The organism is Streptomyces sp. NPDC049879 (assembly GCF_044461265.1).
Taxonomy (GTDB): Bacteria; Actinomycetota; Actinomycetes; order Streptomycetales; family Streptomycetaceae; genus Streptomyces.
The window spans coordinates 335,851-348,234 of sequence record NZ_JBITKT010000005.1; the positions used below are offsets into that span (position 1 = coordinate 335,851).

The window sequence follows — 12,384 nt, forward strand, 5'->3', positions numbered from 1 at the left end:
GTCAGGACGCGGAGAACCGGACGGCGTCCGCCGTCAGCTCCATGTAGGCCTCCTCAAGAGACGGCCGCCGCGTGGTCAGCTCGAACAGCGCCACGCCGAGCCGGTGCGCCAGCAGCCCCACCTCCTCGGCCGTCGTGCCCGTCACGGCGAGCGTCCCGCCGTCCCCCTCCGCCGTGACGCGCGCGCCCGCGGCCGCCAGGTGGTCGGCCAGGGCGCGCAGCCCCTCCGCGTCCGCCGCGCGGACCACCACCGACACCGCCGAACTGCCCGCGATGACCTCGGCCATCGGCGCGTCCGCGATCAGCCGCCCCCGCCCGATCACCACCAGCTGGTCGGCCATCAGCTGCATCTCGCTCATGAGATGGCTGGAGACGAACACCGACCGCCCCTCGTCGGCCAGCGAACGGATCAGGCGGCGGATCCACAGCACGCCCTCCGGGTCGAGCCCGTTGACCGGCTCGTCCAGGATCAGCGTCCCCGGATCGCCGAGCAGGGCCGCCGCGACGCCGAGCCGCTGGCTCATGCCGAGGGAGAACGTGCCGGCCCGCCGGTCGCCCACCTCCGTCAGCCCGACGCGGGCGAGCACCTCGTCCACCCGCCGTTCCGGCATGCCGTGCGTCCGCGCCAGCGCCCGCAGGTGGGCACGCGCGGCGCGCCCCGGGTGCACGGACCTGGCGTCGAGCAGCGCGCCGACCTCGTGCAGCGGATGCCGCAGCTCGGCGTACGGCCTGCCGTTCACCAGCGCGCGCCCCGCCGTGGGCCGGTCGAGGCCGAGCACCATCCGCATCGTCGTGGACTTGCCCGCGCCGTTCGGCCCGAGGAAGCCGGTGACCTTCCCGTCGCCGACCGTGAGGCTCAGCCCGTCCACGGCGGTGCTCTCCCCGTACCGCTTGGTCAGTCCCTCCAGCGTGATCACGTCTGTCTCCGCGCCCTTTCCCCTCGTCCGTCAACGGCACGGCCCACGCTAGGAACCGGGCACCGCCCGGCGTATCTGCCGATGGGCAGCGCCCACCCCCGACTTTCGGCAGGTCCCGCCCCGCACCGCTTGACCTCAAGGAAGGTCGAAGTCGAAGACTGGCCGCATGACACACACCGACACCGGCTCCGGCACCGGCGCCCTGCGCGACCGCGCCGAGATCACCGACCTGCTGAACGGCTTCCTCCTCTCCCTGGACGAGCGCGTCCGCGACCCCGCCCGCTTCGACGCGGAGTGGGCCCGCGCGTACTTCACCGAGGACGTCGCCAAGGAGATGCCCATCGGGACGGTCCACGGGCGCGACGCGGCCGCCGCCCGCATCCGGGAGGGCATGTCCCTCTTCGACCGGACCGTGCACATGGCGACGGGCTCCGTCGTCACGGTCGACGGCGACCGCGCCACCGCCACCGGCCCCCAGCTGAGCACGCACATCCTCGCGGGCGGCACGGACGGCGACGGCGACCTCTTCGTCTCCGCCGGGCACGCTTCGAGCGACCTGGTCCGCACCACCGAGGGCTGGCGCATCGCCCACTCGGCGCTGCGCATCGTCTGGACGCAGGGCACCCCGCCGCGCGTCCCCGCACCCCGGCCCTGACGCCCCGCCCCGGCGCACCCGGTGCCCCCGCCGCACCGGGTGCGCCGTCCACACCACGGGCCACCCCTTCACACCTCCGGCACGCCGGACGGACAATCCGCCACTTCCGTCACCAACGCACCGTCAGCACCGCGCATTGACAGCCGAGTCATGACCCATGCGCCCCAACACCCCCACAGTCCGTCAGATAAGCTGAGCGCTCGGTTGGCCAGGAAGGGAAGGACGCCACACTGTCCGAGGTCAACGGCCGTCCGACCCCGGCCGTGCGCGAGGCCACCGGCCCCCCTTTCCCCGCCCGGCACGACGCCGGCCACCGGAGCCCCCGCGCCACGCGGCGGCGACGCGGACCCCACACCGCGCCCCCGGGCGGACCCCAGGACAGCCGACGGACGACGGCCCCGCCACCGTCCGTGCCCCCGGCACGCCGGACGCGACGACGAGCGGTCATCCCCGCACGCGGACCCGGCGCACCGGCAGCGGTTCCACGCCGCCGCACCCCGGAGCGCCGCCCACCGCACCCCGGTCCGCCGCCCCACAGCCCGTCTGACACGTCCCCCCGCACGTCCCCGAGGTGACCGATGCCGCGTTTGCCGCGTTCCTCCCCCCGAGAGCCGGGCACGTCCCGCCGCCCACGCGGGCTGACCGTCCGCATGCGCCTGGTGCTGGTGGCCGTGATCGCCATCTCGGCCCTCGCGGCCCTGGTGGCGGTCGGCGCGCGCCAGGACTGGGAGCGGCAGGAGGAGCTGCGCCGCGACTCCGCGACGGGCGAGCTGGGCGGCGAGGCGTCCCTGCCGCTGTTCGCCGGCGCCCAGGCCGAACGCCGCATGACCGCCGTCCACCTGGCGAACCCGACCGAGGAGTCCGCCGCCGCGCTCGCCGAGCAGCGCGCGCTCACCGACCAGGGCGCCGCCTCGTTCCGCACCCTGTCGGCCGAGGAGCTGGCCGAGGACCTGCGCACCGAGTGGGACAGCATCGAGACGATCTACGGGCGGCTCGACGCCCTGCCGTCGGTCCGCGAACGCGCCGACAGCGGCGACGCGGACCCGGACGAGGTCACCGGCTGGTACACCGACCTCATCGCCGACATGGTGGAGTTCTACCAGGCGCTGTCCGCGATGGAGGACGGCCCGCTCGCGATGGAGACGCGCCCGCTCGTCGGCCTCTTCTGGGCGTCCGAGGGCCTGGCGCAGGAGGACATGATCATCGCGCAGGCCCGCGCCCGCGGCTGGATGTCGGCCGAGGAGCAGGTGGCGTTCGCCGCGGCGTACGGCAACCAGCGCGTGATGTACGAGCGCTGGATCGCCCCCTACCTGCCCGCCACCGAACGGGGCATGTACGACGCGATCGTCGCGAGCGACGCGTGGGCGACCCTGGAGGGCGTCGAGGCGGGCGTCATCAACGCCCCGTCGGCCGACACCGACCCCGCGGTCCTCGAACTGCCCGACTCCGCCGCCGGGTGGGACGCCGCCTACGCCGAGGTCGCGCAGGGCTTCGGCGAGCTGAACCTCACCCGCACCCAGGGCCTCCTCGCCCACGGCTACGAGCGCGCCGACGAGGTCCGCAACAGCGTCTACCTCCAGGTCGGCGGCAGCGCCGCGGCCATCGTGCTGCTGTCCGTGCTGATCATCTGGACGATACGCTCCGTCATCCGCGGCACCGCCCGCCTCCGCGCGCAGGCGCTCGACGTGGCCGAGGACCGGCTGCCCGCCATGGTGTCCGCCCTCCAGCGCGGCGAGCCCGTCGCCGCCGACGCGCTGCCCCCGGCCCCGGCCACCCGCGACGAGCTGGGCCAGGTCCACCGCGCCATCGCCTCCCTCGCCGCGCAGGCCGTCGCCGCCGCGCAGACGGTGGCGACGGAACGCGCGGGCTTCGCGCAGTTCACCAGCGGCGTCGCCGCCCGCGTCCTCGCCCTCATGATCGGCCGCACGCTCGACCTGCTCGACGAACTCCAGCGCCTGCACGACGACAACCCGGCGCTGCTGAACGACCTGTACGAGCTGGACCACCTCACCGCCCGCACCCGCCGCCTGATGGAGAACCTGGCCGTCCTCGCCGGCGGCTCCCTGGTGGACCCGCACGAACGCCCCGTCCACATCGCCAACATCGTGACCGACGCGGACGGCGAGTCGGCCGGTTTCCAGCGCGTGCGGCACGAACTGGGCGCCGAGGCCTGGGTGCGCCCCGACGTCGCCGGCGAACTCACGCACCTGCTCGCCGAGCTGATCGACAACGCCGCCGTCTACTCCCCGAAGGACTACCCGGTGACGGTCCGCACCGTCCCGGTCGCGTCCGGCGTCGTCGTGGAGATCGAGGACCGCGGCCGCGCCCTGAGCCCGGAGGACATCGAGGAGCTGAACAGCCGCCTGTCGCGCGTCCCGCTCTACGGCGAGCTGGCCGACCAGCCGGAGCAGCTCGGCCTGTTCGTGGTCGGCCGCCTCGCGCACCGGCTCGGCGCGAACGTGACGCTGCGGCCGTCGGCGTACGGCGGCCTGAGCGCCGTCGTGTACATACCCGAAGCCGTGCTGACCGGCCGCCCCGACGACCTGGACGCCCCGGAGCCCGCGCCCCGCGCCCGGCCCGCCGCGCCGGCACCGGCACCGGCACCGGCACCCGCCGCCGAGCAGCCCCGGCCGCAGCCCAAGGCCCCCGCCTCCGCTCCCGCCCCCGTCGAGACCCTCCCGAGCGGCCTCACCAAGCGCACCACCCCGGAGGCCGAGCCCGCCGACGCCCCCGCGCTCCCCCAGCGGCGCCGCGGCGAACACCTCGCCCCCCAGCTCCGCGACACCGCCTCCATGACGGCCCTCGCCCCCAGCACGCTCGCCGCCGACGACCGCACGGCCGAGCAGATCGCCGCCGCGTACGGCGGCCTCGACGAGGCCATCCGCCAGTACGGCGACGCGCCGAGCACCGAACACCCCGACGTCCCGACGAGGAACGGAGACCTGTGATGGGCCTGACGAACGAGCCCAACGTCATCACCAGCACGACCCGTCCGGCCGCCTACGACCAGCTGCGCGACGGCTTCAGCCACCTGTCGGGGGTCACGGCCATCGTGCTCCTGTCCTCCGACGGCATCGCGCGCTGCGGCTACGGCCTGCCGGTCGAGGAGGTGCAGACGCTGGCCGCCGCCTGCTCGGGCCTGGCCAGCCTGGGCCGCGGCGTCGCCGGGACCGACGGCGGCGACCTGGTGCACGTCAACGTGACGCTGGAGCGGCGGCAGGTCATCATCACCGGCTGCGGCGAGGGCAGCGTCCTGGTCGTCTGCCTGACGCGCGAGGCGCCGCTCGGCGTGGCGATGGCGGAGACCCTGCGGCTGGCCAAGGCGTTCGGCCGCCAGATGGGCACCGCGGAACGCGCCGACCTCGCGGCCCGGTGACCCGGCCGCGCAGGGGGCGCGCCACCCGCCCGTTCGCGCTCACCGGCGGCCGCGCCGGCGGGCCGGACCGTGACACCGGCGAACGCCCCAGCATGCAGACCATCTTCCGCGCCGCGCCCGACGTCCCCCCGACCACCACGGGGCTGCTGTCGGAGGAGTGGCAGCGCGTCCTGGGCTGGTGCGCGGGCCCCGGCGTCGCCGTCGCCGAGATCGCCGCACGCCTCGGCTGGCGCATCACCCCGACGACGACCCTGCTCGCCAAGATGCGCGAGGCGGGGCTGCTCGAACAGCAGGCCGCCGACCCCGCCCCGGCCACGGACATCTCCTTCCTACTGCGACTCAGGAGCGCACTTGAACAGCGTGTCTGACCCCGGCGCGGCACGGCCGCAGGTCAAGATCCTCGTCGCCGGCGGCTTCGGCGCCGGCAAGACGACGATGGTCGGCTCGCTCAGCGAGATCACGCCGCTGACCACCGAGGAGACCCTCACCCAGGCGGGCGAGGGCGTGGACCGCCTCGACGGCGTGGAGCGCAAGTCCACGACGACCGTCGCCATGGACTTCGGCCGCATCACCCTGGACGTCGGCACGGTGCTGCTGTTCGGCACGCCTGGCCAGGACCGGTTCTGGTTCATGTGGCGCGACCTGGTGGAGGGCGCGCTCGGCGCGATCCTGCTGGCGGACAGCCGCCGCCTCGCCGACGCGTTCCCCGCGGCCGACTTCTTCGACAGCCGCCGCGTGCCGTACGTCGTGGCCGTCAACTGCTTCGACGGGCGGCAGGACTACACCACCGCGCAGATCGCCGAGGCCCTCCAGCTCGACCCCGACACCCCCGTCCTCCTGTGCGACGCCCGCCGCTCCGAGACGACGCGGGACGTCCTGCTCGCCCTGATGACGCACTGCATCGACCGCGTCCAGCAGCCCGCGCACACCTGATCGCGTCCCCCCGGCACCGGCCCCACACCCCCGGCCCCCACCCGAAAGACGACACACGCACCCCCAGAGAGAAGCGACCGCCATGCCGAGACCCGCCCCACCCACCAGCGGCCCCTCCAGCGACATAGACCTCTTCTCCCACGCGACCCTGACCGACCCGTACCCCGCGTACGCGACCCTGCGCGACCTCGGCCCGGCCGTCCACCTCCCCCGGCACGACATCTGGGCGCTGCCCCGCTACGACGAGGCGCTCGCCGTCCTCAAGGACTCCGACACGTTCGTCTCCGACGAGGCCGTGGCCCTCACGGACCTCGCCAACACCACCATCCTCAAGGGCACGGTCCTCGCCGCCGACGGCCCCGTCCACGCCCGCCTGCGCCGCCCCCTCTCCCGGCAGCTCGGCCGCCGCGCCCTCGCCGGGCGGCGGCCCGACGTGCACGAGCTGGCCGACGCGACGGTGCGGCGGCACGTGACGGCGGGCACGTTCGACGCGGCCGAGATGGTCCGCGAGTTCGTCGCCGGCATCGTCCTGGAGTGGATGGGCCTGCCGGAGGTGACGCGCGACACGGTCCTCGACGCGGCGGCGGCCATCTTCGACGCGTTCGGCCCGGAGAGCGAGCGGTACTTCAAGGCGCTGCCGGTCGCGGGCGCGATGGCCGCGTTCCTCGCCCAGGAGGTCACCCGCGACAAGGTGCGCCCCGACTCCTGGCTCGGCGCCCTCTACGACGCGGCCGACGAGGGCCTCATCCACCAGACGGACGTCGTGCCCCTGATGTCCGCGTACGTGGCCGCCGGGCTGGACACGACGATCCTCGGCCTCACCACGACGCTGCGCCTGCTCGCCGAGCACCCGGAGCAGTACGAGCGGCTGCGCGGCGAGACCCCCGCGTCCTCGCCCGTCGGGGCCTTCACGGAGGCGCTGCGCATCGAGGCGCCCGTGCAGGGCTTCGGCCGCAAGGCGTCGCGCGACACACACATCGGCGACGTCGCCATCCCCGAGGGCTCGCAGGTCTGGGTCCTCTACGGCAGCACCGGCCGCGACGCCCGCAAGTGGGGCGACACCGCCGACACGTTCGACATCGACCGCCCCGACTCCGCCGACCACCTCACCCTCGGCGCGGGCGCCCACACCTGCGCGGGCAACCACCTCGCGACCCTCCAGGGCGAGGCGCTGCTCACCGCGCTGGCCGCCCAGGTGCCCGCCCTCAAGCCGGCGGGCACGCCCGAGCGGGAGTTCAACCAGGTGCTGCGCGGCCACGCCACGCTGCCCCTGACCGTCGCCTGACACGGCCGCGGGGGCCGCCGCGCACACCGCGCGACGGCCCCCGCGACGCCCGGCTCAGCAGGGGGTGAGGGCGCCGATGTTGTTCAGGTTCTTGTCCCAGATCCAGCCGCTGATCGTGTAGTTGTCGAACCGGTCGTACGCGCGGACGTGGGTCCACGTGTTGCCGGCCGAGTTCCGCACGTAGCAGTCGTAGCTGATGGCGTGGTGCCACAGGACGGTGGCCACCACGGCGCAGCCGTCGGACGGCCCCTTGCGGAGGGGCGCGTTCGACAGGCCGTCCCGCAGGCTGCCGGTCCCGTTGCTCTTGTCGGACCACGCGGGACTCGTACAGGCCGCCGCCCCGCTCGCGTCGGCGACCGCCACCGGCGCCGCCCCCAGCCCCACGGCCAGGAACGCCGCCGACAGACCGGCGACGAGCCACCGTCTGCTTCCCCTCACCGCACACCTCTCCCACTCACGGGCCACCGGCCCCCCACCGACCATACGGTCGCGTATGGAGAGGCAGTCTAGCGTCCGCCCCGACCGCCTCCCGGCCTCCGGACCTCCCGGCCTCCGGGACGAGGCGACGCGCTCAGCAGTACGTCAGCGCGCCCGCGTTGTTGAGGTTGCCGTCCCAGATCCAGCCGTTGATCGACTTGTTGTCGAACCGGTTGTAGGCACGGACGTGGGTCCACGTGTTGCCGGCCGAGTTCCGCACGTAGCAGTGGTAGTAGATGTCGTTGTGGAAGTAGGCGTACTCCCCGCTCACCAGGGGGCAGCCCTCGTTCGGCCCCGTGCGGAGGGCCGCCCTCGACAGGCCCTCCCGCAGGCCGCCGGTCCCGGAGTCCTTGTTGGACCAGTCGGGATGCGTACAGGTCGCCGCCGCGCTCACGTCCGCGACCGCCGCCGGCGCCGCCCCCAGCCCCACGGCCAGGAGCATCGCCGACAGACCGGTGACGAGCCAGCGTCTGTATCCGTTCACAGCACACCTCTTCCAGTGACAGGCCGCCGGTTCCCCGTCCGACCATACGGTTGCGTATGGAAGGTAGCCCATCCGCTCCGTCTCCCGCATCCCGGAATCCCGCGCGGGGGGGGGGGGGGACGAAACGCCAGGTGCCCGCCCCCCGGAGGGGACGGGCACCTGGGTGCGTGCGTACGCGGACGGCGTGCGCCGTCAGGACTCCTTGCCGCCCTCGGGCGACTCGTCCTTCGCCTCGTCGGCGGCCTCGTTCGCGGCCTCCGTCTCGGCGTCGGCCGGGGCGTCCTGCTTGGCCTTGGCCTCGTCCGACTCCTTCACCGAGCGACGGGTCGCGGCCTCGGCCTCGCCCACCGCCTGCTGCTGCACGGTGAGGGCCTCGACCAGCTCGATGACGGCCATCGGCGCGTTGTCGCCGCGGCGCGGGCCGAGCTTGGTGATGCGGGTGTAGCCACCCGGCCGGTTGGCGAACTTCGGGCCGATCTCCGTGAAGAGGGTGTGGACCACGCTCTTGTCGCGGATGGTCTGCATCACCTGGCGACGGTTGTGCAGGTCGCCCTTCTTCGCCTTGGTGATGAGCCGCTCGGCCACCGGGCGCAGCCGCCGGGCCTTGGCCACGGTGGTGGTGATGCGGCCGTGCTCGAACAGCGAGGTGGCGAGGTTCGCCAGCATCATGCGCTCGTGAGCGGCACTGCCGCCGAGCCTGCGGCCCTTGGTGGGCGTAGGCATGTCTCTCTCCTGTCATTCCTGAAACCGGCCGTACCAGGTACCGGCTCAGTCCGGTGCCGCCGGGGAGACCCCCGGCGGCGGGAACCGGCCCCCCGGGAGGGGCCGGTCACGTGCTCAGTACTGCTCAGTACTGCCCAGTTCCGCTCAGTACTGCTCGGTCTCCGCGAACCCGGTGTCACCGTCGTCCTCCGCGCCGAACGCGTCGGCCGCGGTGGTCGGGTCGAATCCGGGCGGGCTGTCCTTCAGGGCCAGGCCCATGCCGGCCAGCTTCGCCTTGACCTCGTCGATCGACTTGGCGCCGAAGTTGCGGATGTCGAGCAGGTCCGCCTCGGAGCGGGCCACCAGCTCGCCCACCGAGTGGATGCCCTCGCGCTTGAGGCAGTTGTAGGAGCGGACCGTCAGCTCCAGCTCCTCGATCGGCAGCGCCAGATCGGCGGCCAGCGCGGCGTCGGTCGGCGACGGGCCCATGTCGATGCCCTCGGCGTCGACGTTCAGCTCGCGCGCCAGGCCGAACAGCTCGACCAGCGTCTTGCCCGCCGAGGCCATGGCGTCACGCGGACGCATGGACTCCTTGGTCTCGACGTCGACGATCAGCTTGTCGAAGTCGGTGCGCTGCTCGACACGGGTGGCCTCGACCTTGTAGGTGACCTTCAGCACGGGGCTGTAGATCGAGTCGACCGGGATGCGGCCGATCTCCTGGCCCGCCGCCTTGTTCTGCACCGCCGAGACGTAGCCGCGGCCGCGCTCGACGGTCAGCTCCATCTCCAGCTTGCCCTTGCTGTTCAGGGTGGCCAGGACCAGGTCGGGGTTGTGCACCTCGACACCGGCGGGCGGCGCGATGTCCGCGGCGGTCACCAGACCCGGGCCCTGCTTGCGCAGGTACATCACGACCGGCTCGTCGTGCTCCGAGGAGACGACGAGCTGCTTGATGTTGAGGATGACGTCGGTGATGTCCTCCTTGACGCCCGGCACGGTGGTGAACTCGTGCAGGACACCGTCGACGCGGATGCTGGTGACAGCCGCACCCGGGATCGAGGAGAGGAGCGTACGCCGCAGGGAGTTGCCGAGGGTGTAGCCGAAGCCCGGCTCCAGCGGCTCGATCACGAACCGGGAACGGAACTCGTCCACGACCTCTTCGGTCAACGAGGGACGCTGAGCGATCAGCATGTAAAGAACTCCAGTCTTCGGCACCCACTATTTGATGCCGAGCCAGGGGATGAACGGTGGTACCGCACCACCCAGGGTACGGGCGCCCCCGGAGGAGACGCCCGCACCCCACGCGGTGCCGTGCCTGCTTACTTCGAGTACAGCTCGACGATCAGCTGCTCCTGCACCTGGGTGTCGATCACCTGGCGCTCGGGCAGCGAGTGCACGAGGATCCGCAGCGTCGTGGGGACCGACTCCAGCCACGCCGGAACGGTCTTGTCGCCGGCCTCCGCCTTGGCCACCTCGAAGGGGGTCAGGTTGCGGGAGGACTCGCGCACCTCGATGATGTCGCTCGGCGACACACGCGCCGAGGGGATGTCGGTCTTCCGGCCGTTGACCGTGATGTGGCCGTGCCGGACGAGCTGACGGGCGTGGTCGCGGGACTTGGCGAAGCCGGCCCGGTAGACCACGTTGTCGAGGCGGGACTCGAGGATGCGCAGCAGGTTCTCGCCGGTCTTGCCCTGCTGGCGGTTGGCCTCGTCGTAGTACCCGCGGAACTGCTTCTCCAGGACACCGTAGATACGCGCGCACTTCTGCTTCTCGCGCATCTGGAGGAGGTACTCGCTGTCCTTGGTGCGCCCGCGTCCGTGCTCACCCGGGGGGTAAGGACGGATCTCGATCGGGCACTTAGCGCTCTCGCACTTGGCTCCCTTGAGGAAGAGCTTCTGCTTCTCCCGACGGCAACGCTTGCAGTCGGCCCCGGTGTAACGCGCCATATTGTCTTCAGTCTCCTACTTCACCTGGTCAGACGCGGCGGCGCTTGGGCGGGCGGCAGCCGTTGTGCGGGGTCGGGGTCACGTCCTGGATCGAGCCGACCTCGAGGCCGGTCGCCTGGAGCGAACGGATCGCGGTCTCACGGCCGGAGCCGGGGCCCTTGACGAACACGTCGACCTTGCGCATGCCGTGCTCCTGCGCACGGCGTGCGGCGCTCTCCGCGGCCATCTGCGCGGCGAACGGCGTGGACTTCCTGGAGCCCTTGAAGCCGACGTGGCCGGCCGAGGCCCAGGAGATCACGTTGCCGGTCGGGTCGGTGATCGAGACGATGGTGTTGTTGAACGTGCTCTTGATGTGGGCGTGCCCGTGAGCGACGTTCTTCTTCTCCTTGCGGCGCACTTTCTTGGCGCCGGCCGTACGGCCCTTAGGAGGCATGGGGTGTTAACTCCTGTGGAGGTGATCGGTCCTGCTACCGGACCCTGACTGGTGGCTCGGTGCGGACTACTTCTTGCCCGGCTTCTTCTTGCCGGCGATCGCGCGGCGCGGACCCTTGCGGGTACGGGCGTTGGTCTTGGTGCGCTGGCCGTGCACGGGAAGCCCGCGACGGTGGCGCAGCCCCTCGTAGCAGCCGATCTCGACCTTGCGGCGGATGTCGGCCGCGATCTCACGGCGGAGGTCGCCCTCGGTCTTGAGGTTGGCGTCCACGTAGTCGCGGATCTTGACGAGGTCTTCCTCGGCGAGATCGCGGACACGGGTGTCGGGGTTCACCCCGGTGCTGGCCAGGGTCTCCTGTGCACGGGTGCGCCCGATGCCGAAGACGTAGGTGAGAGCGACCTCGACGCGCTTGTCACGCGGGAGGTCGACGCCTGCGAGGCGTGCCATTGGTCCGGCTCCTGATGTTGTCGGCGGAGGTCTGCCGCAGCACCGTTCCCGCTGGGGCCGCGCGATGTGCGCGCCCGCGGGTCCCCGGCCTCCGACCGGGGGTGTCGTCCCCGCGCGCTGCGCGCGAGGGGTCGGGTGACTGCGTATCTCTGAGTGGCGTGTACAAAAAGGTGCTGCGTGGAGTGCGCGGCGTACCGCGAGATCAGCCCTGGCGCTGCTTGTGGCGCAGGTTCTCGCAGATGACCATGACCCGGCCGTGGCGGCGGATCACCTTGCACTTGTCGCAGATCTTCTTGACGCTCGGCCTGACCTTCATGGTTCTGAGGTTCTCCGGGTCGAGAGATCCAACTGATCTCGATCTACTTGTAGCGGTAGACGATCCGCCCGCGGGTCAGGTCGTAGGGAGACAGCTCCACCACGACCCGGTCGTCGGGCAGGATACGGATGTAGTGCATCCGCATCTTGCCGCTGATGTGCGCGAGGACCTGGTGCCCGTTCTGAAGCTCCACCTTGAACATCGCGTTCGGCAGAGATTCGACGACCGTGCCCTCGATCTCGATGGCCCCTTGTTTTTTGGCCATACTTGAGCGCTTCACCTTCCGGGATCGGCTACCTGGACAGCCCTGAACACATGGGTGCACCAGGACCGAAGGGTCAGTTTACGCCTGCCCACCCGAAAAGACGAATCAGAGATCATTCCCCATCCGGCGGTACGGAAAACAGCCGGGGGGCG

Annotated in this window: 16 protein-coding genes; 6 read left to right on the top strand and 10 right to left on the bottom strand. The window is 72.2% G+C overall.

Annotated features, from left to right (window positions below; all coding sequences use genetic code 11):
• Position 1 precedes the first annotated feature (1 nt).
• Positions 2-916, bottom strand: a complete 915-nt coding sequence (locus ACIBPC_RS19545) for an ATP-binding cassette domain-containing protein (RefSeq protein WP_398846293.1) — start codon at positions 914-916, stop codon at positions 2-4.
• Between the two features lie 166 nt (positions 917-1,082).
• On the opposite strand from ACIBPC_RS19545, the gene ACIBPC_RS19550 reads away from it, so the two are divergent.
• The 6 genes from ACIBPC_RS19550 (at position 1,083) to ACIBPC_RS19575 (ending at position 7,165) form a co-directional block, all read left to right on the top strand.
• Positions 1,083-1,571: a nuclear transport factor 2 family protein gene (locus tag ACIBPC_RS19550; protein ID WP_398846296.1), complete on the top strand. Its 489-nt coding sequence runs from the start codon at positions 1,083-1,085 to the stop codon at positions 1,569-1,571.
• Between the two features lie 650 nt (positions 1,572-2,221).
• Complete coding sequence (locus ACIBPC_RS19555; RefSeq protein WP_398846299.1) at positions 2,222-4,519, top strand: nitrate- and nitrite sensing domain-containing protein; 2,298 nt, start codon at positions 2,222-2,224, stop codon at positions 4,517-4,519.
• Positions 4,519-4,947: a roadblock/LC7 domain-containing protein gene (locus ACIBPC_RS19560; RefSeq protein ID WP_362961931.1), complete on the top strand. Its 429-nt coding sequence runs from the start codon at positions 4,519-4,521 to the stop codon at positions 4,945-4,947. The genes ACIBPC_RS19555 and ACIBPC_RS19560 overlap by 1 nt, the downstream gene beginning before the upstream one ends.
• Positions 4,944-5,315: a DUF742 domain-containing protein gene (locus tag ACIBPC_RS19565; protein ID WP_362961933.1), complete on the top strand. Its 372-nt coding sequence runs from the start codon at positions 4,944-4,946 to the stop codon at positions 5,313-5,315. The genes ACIBPC_RS19560 and ACIBPC_RS19565 overlap by 4 nt, the downstream gene beginning before the upstream one ends.
• A complete protein-coding gene (locus tag ACIBPC_RS19570; RefSeq protein ID WP_362961935.1) occupies positions 5,299-5,880 on the top strand; it encodes an ATP/GTP-binding protein in 582 nt (193 codons plus the stop codon). Before ACIBPC_RS19565 ends, ACIBPC_RS19570 begins: the two co-directional genes overlap by 17 nt.
• A gap of 82 nt (positions 5,881-5,962) precedes the next feature.
• On the top strand, positions 5,963-7,165 hold the full coding sequence (locus ACIBPC_RS19575) for a cytochrome P450 (protein ID WP_398846303.1): 1,203 nt from the start codon (positions 5,963-5,965) through the stop codon (positions 7,163-7,165).
• Positions 7,166-7,219: 54 nt separating this feature from the next.
• On the opposite strand, the gene ACIBPC_RS19580 is transcribed toward ACIBPC_RS19575, so the two are convergent.
• The 9 genes from ACIBPC_RS19580 to infA form a co-directional block, all read right to left on the bottom strand.
• Complete coding sequence (locus ACIBPC_RS19580; protein ID WP_362961939.1) at positions 7,220-7,603, bottom strand: SH3 domain-containing protein; 384 nt, start codon at positions 7,601-7,603, stop codon at positions 7,220-7,222.
• Between the two features lie 133 nt (positions 7,604-7,736).
• On the bottom strand, positions 7,737-8,126 hold the full coding sequence (locus tag ACIBPC_RS19585) for an SH3 domain-containing protein (RefSeq protein WP_398846306.1): 390 nt from the start codon (positions 8,124-8,126) through the stop codon (positions 7,737-7,739).
• A gap of 192 nt (positions 8,127-8,318) precedes the next feature.
• Entirely contained in the window at positions 8,319-8,849 is a 531-nt protein-coding gene (gene rplQ / locus ACIBPC_RS19590) for a 50S ribosomal protein L17 (RefSeq protein ID WP_398846308.1), read from the bottom strand.
• Positions 8,850-8,993: 144 nt separating this feature from the next.
• Positions 8,994-10,016: a DNA-directed RNA polymerase subunit alpha gene (locus ACIBPC_RS19595; RefSeq protein ID WP_362961945.1), complete on the bottom strand. Its 1,023-nt coding sequence runs from the start codon at positions 10,014-10,016 to the stop codon at positions 8,994-8,996.
• Positions 10,017-10,144: 128 nt separating this feature from the next.
• Positions 10,145-10,771, bottom strand: a complete 627-nt coding sequence (rpsD, locus tag ACIBPC_RS19600; RefSeq protein WP_362961947.1) for a 30S ribosomal protein S4 — start codon at positions 10,769-10,771, stop codon at positions 10,145-10,147.
• 28 nt (positions 10,772-10,799) lie between these two features.
• A complete protein-coding gene (rpsK, locus tag ACIBPC_RS19605) occupies positions 10,800-11,204 on the bottom strand; it encodes a 30S ribosomal protein S11 (RefSeq protein WP_004571845.1) in 405 nt (134 codons plus the stop codon).
• Positions 11,205-11,270: 66 nt separating this feature from the next.
• A complete protein-coding gene (gene rpsM / locus ACIBPC_RS19610) occupies positions 11,271-11,651 on the bottom strand; it encodes a 30S ribosomal protein S13 (protein ID WP_362961950.1) in 381 nt (126 codons plus the stop codon).
• Between the two features lie 202 nt (positions 11,652-11,853).
• Complete coding sequence (gene rpmJ / locus ACIBPC_RS19615) at positions 11,854-11,967, bottom strand: 50S ribosomal protein L36 (protein ID WP_049567412.1); 114 nt, start codon at positions 11,965-11,967, stop codon at positions 11,854-11,856.
• Between the two features lie 43 nt (positions 11,968-12,010).
• Complete coding sequence (gene infA, locus ACIBPC_RS19620; protein ID WP_003948620.1) at positions 12,011-12,232, bottom strand: translation initiation factor IF-1; 222 nt, start codon at positions 12,230-12,232, stop codon at positions 12,011-12,013.
• Positions 12,233-12,384: the final 152 nt, after the last annotated feature.

Excerpts from the sequence above, each read along its gene's own strand:
- infA (WP_003948620.1), bottom strand. The coding sequence starts at position 12,232 with ATGGCCAAAAAACAAGGGGCCATCGAGATCGAGGGCACGGTCGTCGAA.
- rplQ (WP_398846308.1), bottom strand. The coding sequence starts at position 8,849 with ATGCCTACGCCCACCAAGGGCCGCAGGCTCGGCGGCAGTGCCGCTCAC.
- rpsK (WP_004571845.1), bottom strand. The coding sequence starts at position 11,204 with ATGCCTCCTAAGGGCCGTACGGCCGGCGCCAAGAAAGTGCGCCGCAAG.
- rpmJ (WP_049567412.1), bottom strand. The coding sequence starts at position 11,967 with ATGAAGGTCAGGCCGAGCGTCAAGAAGATCTGCGACAAGTGCAAGGTG.
- ACIBPC_RS19550 (WP_398846296.1), top strand. The coding sequence starts at position 1,083 with ATGACACACACCGACACCGGCTCCGGCACCGGCGCCCTGCGCGACCGC.
- ACIBPC_RS19555 (WP_398846299.1), top strand. The coding sequence starts at position 2,222 with ATGCGCCTGGTGCTGGTGGCCGTGATCGCCATCTCGGCCCTCGCGGCC.
- rpsD (WP_362961947.1), bottom strand. The coding sequence starts at position 10,771 with ATGGCGCGTTACACCGGGGCCGACTGCAAGCGTTGCCGTCGGGAGAAG.
- rpsM (WP_362961950.1), bottom strand. The coding sequence starts at position 11,651 with ATGGCACGCCTCGCAGGCGTCGACCTCCCGCGTGACAAGCGCGTCGAG.
- ACIBPC_RS19575 (WP_398846303.1), top strand. The coding sequence starts at position 5,963 with ATGCCGAGACCCGCCCCACCCACCAGCGGCCCCTCCAGCGACATAGAC.
- ACIBPC_RS19595 (WP_362961945.1), bottom strand. The coding sequence starts at position 10,016 with ATGCTGATCGCTCAGCGTCCCTCGTTGACCGAAGAGGTCGTGGACGAG.
- ACIBPC_RS19560 (WP_362961931.1), top strand. The coding sequence starts at position 4,519 with ATGGGCCTGACGAACGAGCCCAACGTCATCACCAGCACGACCCGTCCG.